The following is an 8,369-nucleotide window of genomic DNA, read 5'->3' as shown; positions in this document are numbered from 1 at the left end:
TTGAAACAAAACGGATATGCCGCATACGCTTTTCATCCTTATGAAAAAACGTTCTGGAACCGGCAAGCGATGTACCGGAATTTCGGCTTCGACAAGTTTTACGGCAAAGGCGATTTCAAGCCGGCGGAGATTGTCGGCTGGGATATTGGCGATGAATATTTCTTTACGCAATCCGTCGATATGCTCAAACAAGCCAGGCAGCCGTTTTATGCATTCCTCGTCGCCTTGTCCAGCCACCATCCGTATTCGAATATTCCGCGATCATACCACACGCTGCCGCTCGGCCCATATGCGGACACCTTGTTCGGAAACTATTTGACCGCCGTGCATTATGTTGATTACGCCATCGGCACGTTAGTCGACAAATTGAAAAAGGAAGGGCTTTGGGACAACACGGTGCTCATTTTTTACGGCGATCATGACGGTTACCTGAACATGGACAAAAAAATGGCTGATTTCATCGGCGTCTCCTTCGACGCTCTGACGCAGGACCAGATCCTTCGGCAAACGCCGCTGTATATTCACATACCGGGCAGCCGGGAGACGGGAGAATCGCGCCAAACCGTCGGCATGATCGATATCGCCCCGTCCGTGCTGCAACTGTTGGGCATCGACGCTTCCCAATATGATATGATGGGTCGCACCATTACGGATCACGCGGATCACCGCATCGTGTTCCGCAGCGGGGGATTCAGCGACGGCAAATTATATTTTGTAGCGTCCCCGGACGGCGATGTTAACAAAGGAGTTTGCTATAATCTGGCTTCGCGGCAGCGGGTTGGCCTGCCTCTTTGCCGCGATGGCGCGGATATGGCGATGCAAGAGCTTTCGTTTTCGGACAAAATCATTACGAACGATTTGCTCAGGGACTTCCGCAAACAAGAGCAAGAACAAGAAGAAAAGATTCCTTAAAAGAGGTAATGTGCATGGACAAACCAAACTCTTCAATACGGGTCGTTGTCGGCATGTCGGGAGGCGTCGACTCGTCCGTTGCGGCGCTCTTGCTGAAAAAGCAAGGTTATGACGTCATCGGCATTTTTATGAAAAATTGGGACGATACCGACGAATTCGGCCACTGCACGGCAGAAGACGATGCGGAAGACGTGCGCAGGGTTTGCCATCAAATCGGCATTCCGTACTATACGGTAAATTTTGAGAAACAGTATTACGATAAAGTTTTCACCTACTTTCTCGACGAATACCGCAAAGGGCGGACCCCAAACCCCGACGTGATGTGCAACCGGGACATCAAGTTCGGCGAATTTCTGCAAAAAGCGCTTGATCTGGGAGCCGATTACATTGCCACCGGCCATTATGCCCGCATCGACCGGAAGGACGGCTACTTTCGTTTGTTGCGCGGCGTGGACGCCAATAAAGACCAAAGCTATTTTCTTTATTTGCTCAACCAGCGCCAATTGGCGAAAGCCATGTTCCCGCTTGGCGGCCTCATGAAGCCCAAAGTGCGGGAAATTGCCCGGGAAGCGGGACTTGCGACCGCCAGAAAAAAAGACAGCACAGGGATATGCTTCATCGGAGAACGGAATTTCAAGGAATTTTTGCGCCGTTATTTGCCGGCGCAACCTGGCGAAATGCGGACCTACGCAGGCGAAGTGAAGGGGCGGCATGACGGCTTGATGTATTACACGCTGGGGCAGCGGCAAGGGCTTGGAATCGGCGGCTCCGGCAGCGGGGAGCCATGGTTCGTGGCGGAAAAAGATTTGCAAAACAACATTTTGTATGTGGTGCAGGGCGCCGACCATCCCATGCTTTTCTCGACGGGTTTGACGGCAACGGATGTGCACTGGATCGGCAAAAAACCGGACGGGCCGTTTGCGTGCACGGCGAAATTCCGTTACCGCCAACCGGATCAACAAGTTGAAGTAGTGCCGCAAGACGGCGGCGTGTGCCGGGTGACATTCGCGCAACCGCAAAAAGCGATTACTCCCGGACAAATGGTTGTCTTTTTTGCCGGAGAAGTGTGCCTGGGCGGCGGCACAATCGACCAAATTCAGCGGGAACGGAGTTGAAAAAAATGGAATTGCAACAGTTCAAGGCGGAGTTTTTCAAGGCGCTGGCGCACCCGTTGCGCATTAAGATCTTGGAATTGCTCGCGGATGGAGATAAAAACGTGCATGAACTGCAGACGCTAATCGGCCTGGAAGGCTCGCAAGTGTCGCAGCAACTCAGTATTTTGCGGCACAAAAATATTGTGAACGGGACGAAATTCGGCAACCGCGTCCGATATTCGCTGAGAGACCCGATGATCATCGACCTTTTGTCTACCGCGCGGCAAATCTTTAACAATCATCTGATCGACACGGTGGAAATGTTGGACCGCATTGGAAGGGAAGCCAAGCATCATGAATCCGCCCAACTTGCCGATATCGATGCGCCGCGCAAAAAACGCAAGCAGCGGATCAATGCCGATTAATACCGCTTCTTTCTTCGTCTTTCCTGGTTGCTTTTGATTTTTTCTTCCATTCCCTGCTCCGTCGCATGATAGAATGCCGCATGGCGGATCGGATCGGGCAGGTACTGCTGCTCGACATAATGCCCGGGAAAATCGTGGGGATACAAGTATCCCCGATGCCCCAGCTTTTCCGCGCCCTTATAGTGGGCGTCGCGCAGATGCAGCGGCACTTCCGCCCGCTTCAACCCGTCCATGGCCGCCATCGCATTGCCGATCGCAAGCGCCACGGCGTTCGATTTCGGGCTTTCCACGGCAAACAGAATCGCCTGGCAAATGTTGTACTTTGCCTCCGGCCAGCCGATTTTCTCATATGCCTGCATCGCGCTGACCGCCTGCACCATCGCCTGCGGGTTGGCCAAACCGATATCCTCGCTGCAGGCCACCGTAAGCCGGCGAATAAACACGAACGGGTCCATGCCCAGTTTTTCCACAGCGTATAAAAACCAGAACAATGCGGCATCGCTGGAGCCCCTGACGCTTTTATGAAAAGCGGAAAATACGTCGTACTGCGTCGACTCGTCCGCTTTGACCGTCGGCTTGCGGATCGACTCCTCCGCCACCGCCAACGTGATATGCACGGCGCCGTCCGCATCGGGCGCAGTCGTCAGCGCCGCCAGTTCCAACGCGTTCAGGGCGCGCCTGATATCGCCTCCGGCCATTGCGGCGATGTGGGCCAAAGCTTCCTCGTCCGCACGAATTCGCATAAACCCCAATCCTTTTTCCGCATCGGCCAACGCGCGCCGCATGGCGATCAAGGAATGCTCTTTCGTCAACGGATGAAGCTCAAACAAGGTCGAACGCGACAACAGCGCGCCGTTCACATGATGAAACGGATTTTCCGTGGTGGCGCCGATCAGCACAATCTCGCCTTTTTCCACTGCGGGCAGCAGGGCGTCCTGGCGCGATGTATTGAAACGGTGCACTTCGTCAAGAAACAGGATCGTTTTTTTGCCGTATAGGCTGCGGTTGTTTTTCGCCTGGTCGATGCAGTCGCGAACGTCTTTTACCGAAGCGTCAACGGCGTTCAAGCGGATAAATTCCGATTGGGTCCTAAGCGAGATGATGTTTGCGAGCGTCGTTTTGCCGCAGCCCGGAGGTCCGTATAGGATGATCGACGAAAGCTGGTCGGCTTCAATCGCGCGTCTGAGCAGCTTGCCGGATCCGACGATATGCTCCTGTCCGATAAATTCCTCCAGCGTGGTCGGTCTCATCCGCTCCGCCAACAGCGGCGATCGCGCCGATTCCTGCAGGGAAAACAGATCCATGTTGCACACTCCCGCTATTTTTTCACCACGCGTATCGACAACTCTTCGAGTTGCCGGACTCCTACTTCCGACGGCGCATCAGTCATCAAATCGGTCGCGCTCGCCGTTTTCGGAAACGCGATCGTTTCCCGCAAGTTGCTGCGCCCCGCAAGCAGCATCACCAAACGGTCGAAGCCAAACGCGATGCCGCCATGCGGCGGTGTTCCGTATTCGAACGCATCCAGCAGGAAGCCGAATTTTTCATACGCTTCTTCTTTAGAGAAGCCCAGCGCCCGGAACATTTTTTCCTGCACATCCCGTTGATAAATACGCATCGAGCCGCCGCCTACTTCATACCCGTTCAGCACAAGGTCATACGCTTGCGCCCGGATTTTGCCCGGATCGCTGTCGAAAAGCGGCACATCTTCATCCATTGGGCGGGTAAACGGATGGTGCTCGGCTACATAACGTTTTTCCTGCTCATCATAGCTTAAAAGCGGGAAATCTATTATCCATGCAAACTTGAACACGCGCTCGTCAATCAATCCAAGCTGTTTGCCGATCTTAAGCCGCAAATTGCCAAGGACGTCCGCCACGACTTTGGGGTTGTCGGCGGAGAACAACACCAAATCCCCTTCTTCCGCATGAACGCGCTCTTTGAGCGCGGCAAGCTCCGCTTCAGTGAAAAATTTGACAATCGGGCCGCGCATTTCCCCTTCTTTCACCTGTATCCACGCCAGGCCTTTGGCTCCGAATTTGGCGGCGTAAGGGCCCAGATCGTCAATTTCTTTACGGCTCCACGTGCCGCAGCCTTTGGCGTTCAACACTTTGACGACGCCGCCTTTTTTCACGACGGAGTTGAATACCTGCACGCCGCTGTCTTTCACAAGATCGGAAACGTCCACGAGTTCCAGGCCGAACCGCAGATCGGGTTTGTCCGAGCCGTATTTGTCCATCGCTTCGGCGTATGTCAGACGTTGAAACGGAATCGGCACGTCGACCTGAATCGTTTCTTTAAACACTTTTTGCACCAAATTCTCCATCATGTCGAGCAGTTGATCGCGAGTCAAAAACGACGTTTCGATATCCACCTGGGTAAATTCCGGCTGCCGATCCGCACGCAAATCCTCATCGCGGAAACAGCGGGCGATTTGATAGTAGCGCTCCAACCCGCCAACCATCAGCAATTGTTTAAACAACTGCGGCGATTGCGGCAAAGCGAAAAACTCGCCTTCATGCACGCGGCTCGGAACCAGGTAATCCCGGGCTCCTTCCGGCGTGCTTTTGGTTAAAATGGGCGTTTCCACCTCAATAAATCCATGTTCGTCAAGAAAATCGCGGAATATTTTGGCCGCCTTTGAGCGCAGGAATAGCGTTTTTTGCATTTCCGGGCGGCGCAAGTCAAGATACCGGTATTTCAACCGCACCGATTCATCCGTTTCAATGCCGTCTTCGATAAAAAACGGGGGAGTTTTTGCCTGGTTTAAAATTTCCACTTCCGTAACCCGCACTTCAATTTCACCCGTTGCGATATTCGGATTAATTGTTGCGGGATCGCGTTCGACAACGGTTCCTTTTACGCCCAGAACGTATTCGCTGCGTACACGATCGGCAACAGCCATGGCGTCGCCGGAAAATTCGGGGTTGAACACAATCTGGATGATTCCGCTGCGGTCGCGCAAATCGATAAACAGCACTCCGCCCAAATCGCGCCGGGTTTGCACCCAACCGTTCAAGGCGACGGTTTGTCCGATATGTTGCTTGTTTAACTGTCCGCAGGAATGGCTTTTCAAAATCATGTTTTTCATGCTCCTTTTATAGTGAACTTTCGGTTATTCGTGCAAGCGATTGGCGACAATAGAGGGAAAATCGGCAATGGCAACCATCTCTTGCTCGCCGGTCGCCAGATTTTTCAGCGCGATGGCGCCCGCCGCCAATTCATCGTCGCCAAGAATCGCCGCAAAGCGCGCCCCCAAACGATCCGCCGCTTTCAACTGCGCTTTCATTTTACGCCCCAGATAGTCTTTTTCCGCGGCGATTCCGCCGGACCGCAGTTGCTGCAGCAAGGCGACATTTTGGCGGTCGGCGGCTTCGCCCAGCGATACAAAGTAAACATCGACCGCGGGAGAAAACGGAATTTCGCCGCCCTGCGCTTGCAGCACGAGCAGGATGCGTTCCAACCCCAATCCCAGACCGACGCCCGGCTGATCGTGGCCGCCCACTTCCGCGACCAGGCCGTTGTAGCGCCCGCCGCCGCCGATCGTGTCGATCGCGCCGATGCCCGCCGCTTTAAATTCAAAAGCGGTATGCGTGTAATAATCCAGGCCGCGCACCAAACGAGGATTGATGTTGAACGGTACCCCCATTGCGTTAAGCCCGTCCTGCACACGGTGGAAATGTGCGCGGCATTCATCGTCAAGATGATCGATGAGCGAAGGAGCGCCCTTAAACTTGTCCTGATCCACTTTGCAATCAAGGACGCGCAGCGGGTTGCGTTCCAGCCGCGATTGGCAATCCTTGCACAACGTTTGTTTGATCGGCGTAAGAAAGGCCAGCAGTTTCTCCCGGAATTGCGCGCGAATTTCCGGCGTGCCGACGGAATTGAGTTCGACCGTCACGTCGCGCAAACCGATTTCGCGGTAAAAAGAAAACCCCAGCGCAATCACTTCCGCATCCAACATCGGATCCACCGACCCGAACGCTTCCACGCCGAATTGGTGAAATTGCCGCTGCCTGCCGGATTGCGGCTGTTCATAACGAAACATCGGACCGATGTAGTAGAGCTTGCTGATATCCGGTTCGCCGTACAGCTTATTTTCCACATACGCGCGGACAACCCCGGCTGTGCCTTCGGGGCGCAGCGACATGCTCCGTTTTCCCTTATCCAAAAATTCATACATTTCCTTCTCGACAATATCGGTCGTCTCCCCGACGCCGCGCCGAAAAAGCTCGGTATGCTCGAAAACCGGCGTCCTGATTTCCCTGTAGCAAAAACGGCGGCATATTTCCCGTGCTTTTGCTTCAAGGAACTGCCACTTTTCCGATTCGCCCGGCAAAATATCCTGTGTTCCTTTCGGCTTTTGTATGGCCATTTTGATCCAACTCCCAACAAAAATAAAAAACCGTCCTCGACATTGCAATTGTCAGGGACGGGTGATGTTGATCGCCCGTGGTGCCACCCACATTCAAACGCTCTTCGCCGGTTGCGGCGAAAGCATTTGCGCTCTTGCGGTTAACGGTTGCCGCCGCACGTCTGCTACCATGCCGTTGTCGCCATCCGGTTCGGATTAACGGCACTTCACAGCGTGTTCTACGGGAGGTCTTTCATCCGGCCGTCACAAGGAAGCTTGCAGCCTATGGCTTCCCTCTCTGCGTATGCGTATCCGAACTACTTCATCCCATCATCGAATCCATATAAGCAAATTTATTGATCAAATTTTAACCTTGCGGAGCGGCAAAGTCAAGTTCGGCTGTGCCACAAAACGTAATATACGGTTGTTGGCATTTTATGAACGACGTCGTATGCCCTCCTCCTTTTTTTGTGATACAATGTATAGAAAGAGATATGTACGTGCGACAAAATCAGGCATCGAATGTTTTGCTCGGACTGTCATCGCGGTATATAAATGAACTTCTATAACGGAAGGAAGATGATAATGAGCGAACAAATTTTATTGCAGATTTTGGGAGAAATTCAATCCGTTAACTCCCGTTTGGAGAAAGTAGAATCCCATATCAGTGAAATGGACTCCCGGATTGGAAATATGGAGTCCCGTATCAGCAACATAGAATCTCAAATCAGCAATATGGAGTCCCGTATCAGCAACATAGAATCCCATATCAGTGAAATGGATTCCCGGATTGGAAATATGGAGTCCCGGATTGGAAATATGGAGTCCCGTATCAGCAACATAGAATCTCAAATCAGCAATATGGAGTCCCGCATCGGAAATCTTGAAACAACCTTGCATGAAGTTAAATCCCAAGTCTCCGAAATCCCCATGATTAAGCAAGCCATAATGGAAACCAATCAGGACGTTAAAAAAGTACTGGAAGACCAAAAGTCATTTCATGAAATAGTAGGAGAGCATGAAGTTTCAATCCGAACGCTGCGAAGAAAGCCAGTTTGAACCACTATCGACCAAAGTCGACAGGTTCCTGTGAGCGGCTGAAAGCCGACTTTTTAGGCTAAATACTGCCGAAAAGCAACCTGTGGCTAAAGCCACCTAAAGCTTGCCGACGAAAACTCGGTCGTTTTGCCGCTTGCGGCCTTTAACCCTACTTGCAAGCTTTAAGTAGTAGTGTGCTTTCAGATCCAATGGTCACGGTAGGGTGCTTTCCGGTCTAACGGACGTGACAGAGGCTATTTTGGGTTTTACGCCCGGTTTTAAAGTTTAACGGACGTAGGCGCGCTTATTTTAGCACTTTATGCGGTATTCAGATAAAAATAAGGCGAATAGCCGCTGTGGTGACCGTTAAAATTTTTGCCCAGCCTTTTTTCGGCAAATAGCCTATGCTGCGTCCGTTAGCGCTGGCCGGGTAGAGGAGCCCCCGTTTCGCATCGCGGCGCCTCGGAGAAAACCGTTTGGAAGTGAAGTTTGAAGCGGCATGATACAGATAGAATACGATCAGCTAACGGAGGTCGAATCGATGGA

7 protein-coding genes are annotated in these 8,369 nt (G+C 52.5%); 4 read left to right on the top strand and 3 right to left on the bottom strand.

Annotation, left to right across the window (positions count from 1 at the left end; genetic code table 11):
• From VF260_09250 to VF260_09240, 3 genes are all read left to right on the top strand, one after another.
• A partial coding sequence (locus VF260_09250) for an LTA synthase family protein (protein HEX7057363.1) occupies positions 1–912 on the top strand: 912 nt, incomplete at its 5' end.
• A 14-nt stretch (positions 913–926) separates the two neighbouring features.
• Entirely contained in the window at positions 927–2,027 is a 1,101-nt protein-coding gene (gene mnmA, locus VF260_09245; protein ID HEX7057362.1) for a tRNA 2-thiouridine(34) synthase MnmA, read from the top strand.
• A 5-nt stretch (positions 2,028–2,032) separates the two neighbouring features.
• Complete coding sequence (locus VF260_09240) at positions 2,033–2,431, top strand: metalloregulator ArsR/SmtB family transcription factor (protein HEX7057361.1); 399 nt, start codon at positions 2,033–2,035, stop codon at positions 2,429–2,431.
• Here VF260_09240 and VF260_09235 read toward each other — a convergent pair.
• From VF260_09235 to hisS, 3 genes are read right to left on the bottom strand one after another with little or no spacing between them, the layout of a single operon-like run.
• On the bottom strand, positions 2,428–3,735 hold the full coding sequence (locus VF260_09235; protein ID HEX7057360.1) for a replication-associated recombination protein A: 1,308 nt from the start codon (positions 3,733–3,735) through the stop codon (positions 2,428–2,430). The two genes, VF260_09240 and VF260_09235, sit on opposite strands and share 4 nt — an antisense overlap.
• Positions 3,736–3,749: 14 nt before the next feature.
• Entirely contained in the window at positions 3,750–5,513 is a 1,764-nt protein-coding gene (gene aspS / locus VF260_09230; protein ID HEX7057359.1) for an aspartate--tRNA ligase, read from the bottom strand.
• A 33-nt stretch (positions 5,514–5,546) separates the two neighbouring features.
• A complete protein-coding gene (hisS, locus tag VF260_09225) occupies positions 5,547–6,806 on the bottom strand; it encodes a histidine--tRNA ligase (protein ID HEX7057358.1) in 1,260 nt (419 codons plus the stop codon).
• A 564-nt stretch (positions 6,807–7,370) separates the two neighbouring features.
• On the opposite strand from hisS, the gene VF260_09220 reads away from it, so the two are divergent.
• A complete protein-coding gene (locus VF260_09220) occupies positions 7,371–7,844 on the top strand; it encodes a hypothetical protein (protein HEX7057357.1) in 474 nt (157 codons plus the stop codon).
• The last annotated feature ends 525 nt before the right edge of the window (positions 7,845–8,369 follow it).

It is taken from the genome of Bacilli bacterium, from assembly GCA_036381315.1.
Taxonomy (GTDB): domain Bacteria; phylum Bacillota; class Bacilli; order Paenibacillales; family KCTC-25726; genus DASVDB01.
This window is presented reverse-complemented; position numbering and strand designations above follow the sequence as displayed.

Coding starts and splice junctions, on each gene's coding strand:
- VF260_09240 (HEX7057361.1), top strand. CDS start 2,033: ATGGAATTGCAACAGTTCAAGGCGGAGTTTTTCAAGGCGCTGGCGCAC.
- VF260_09220 (HEX7057357.1), top strand. CDS start 7,371: ATGAGCGAACAAATTTTATTGCAGATTTTGGGAGAAATTCAATCCGTT.
- hisS (HEX7057358.1), bottom strand. CDS start 6,806: ATGGCCATACAAAAGCCGAAAGGAACACAGGATATTTTGCCGGGCGAA.
- VF260_09235 (HEX7057360.1), bottom strand. CDS start 3,735: ATGGATCTGTTTTCCCTGCAGGAATCGGCGCGATCGCCGCTGTTGGCG.
- mnmA (HEX7057362.1), top strand. CDS start 927: ATGGACAAACCAAACTCTTCAATACGGGTCGTTGTCGGCATGTCGGGA.
- aspS (HEX7057359.1), bottom strand. CDS start 5,513: ATGATTTTGAAAAGCCATTCCTGCGGACAGTTAAACAAGCAACATATC.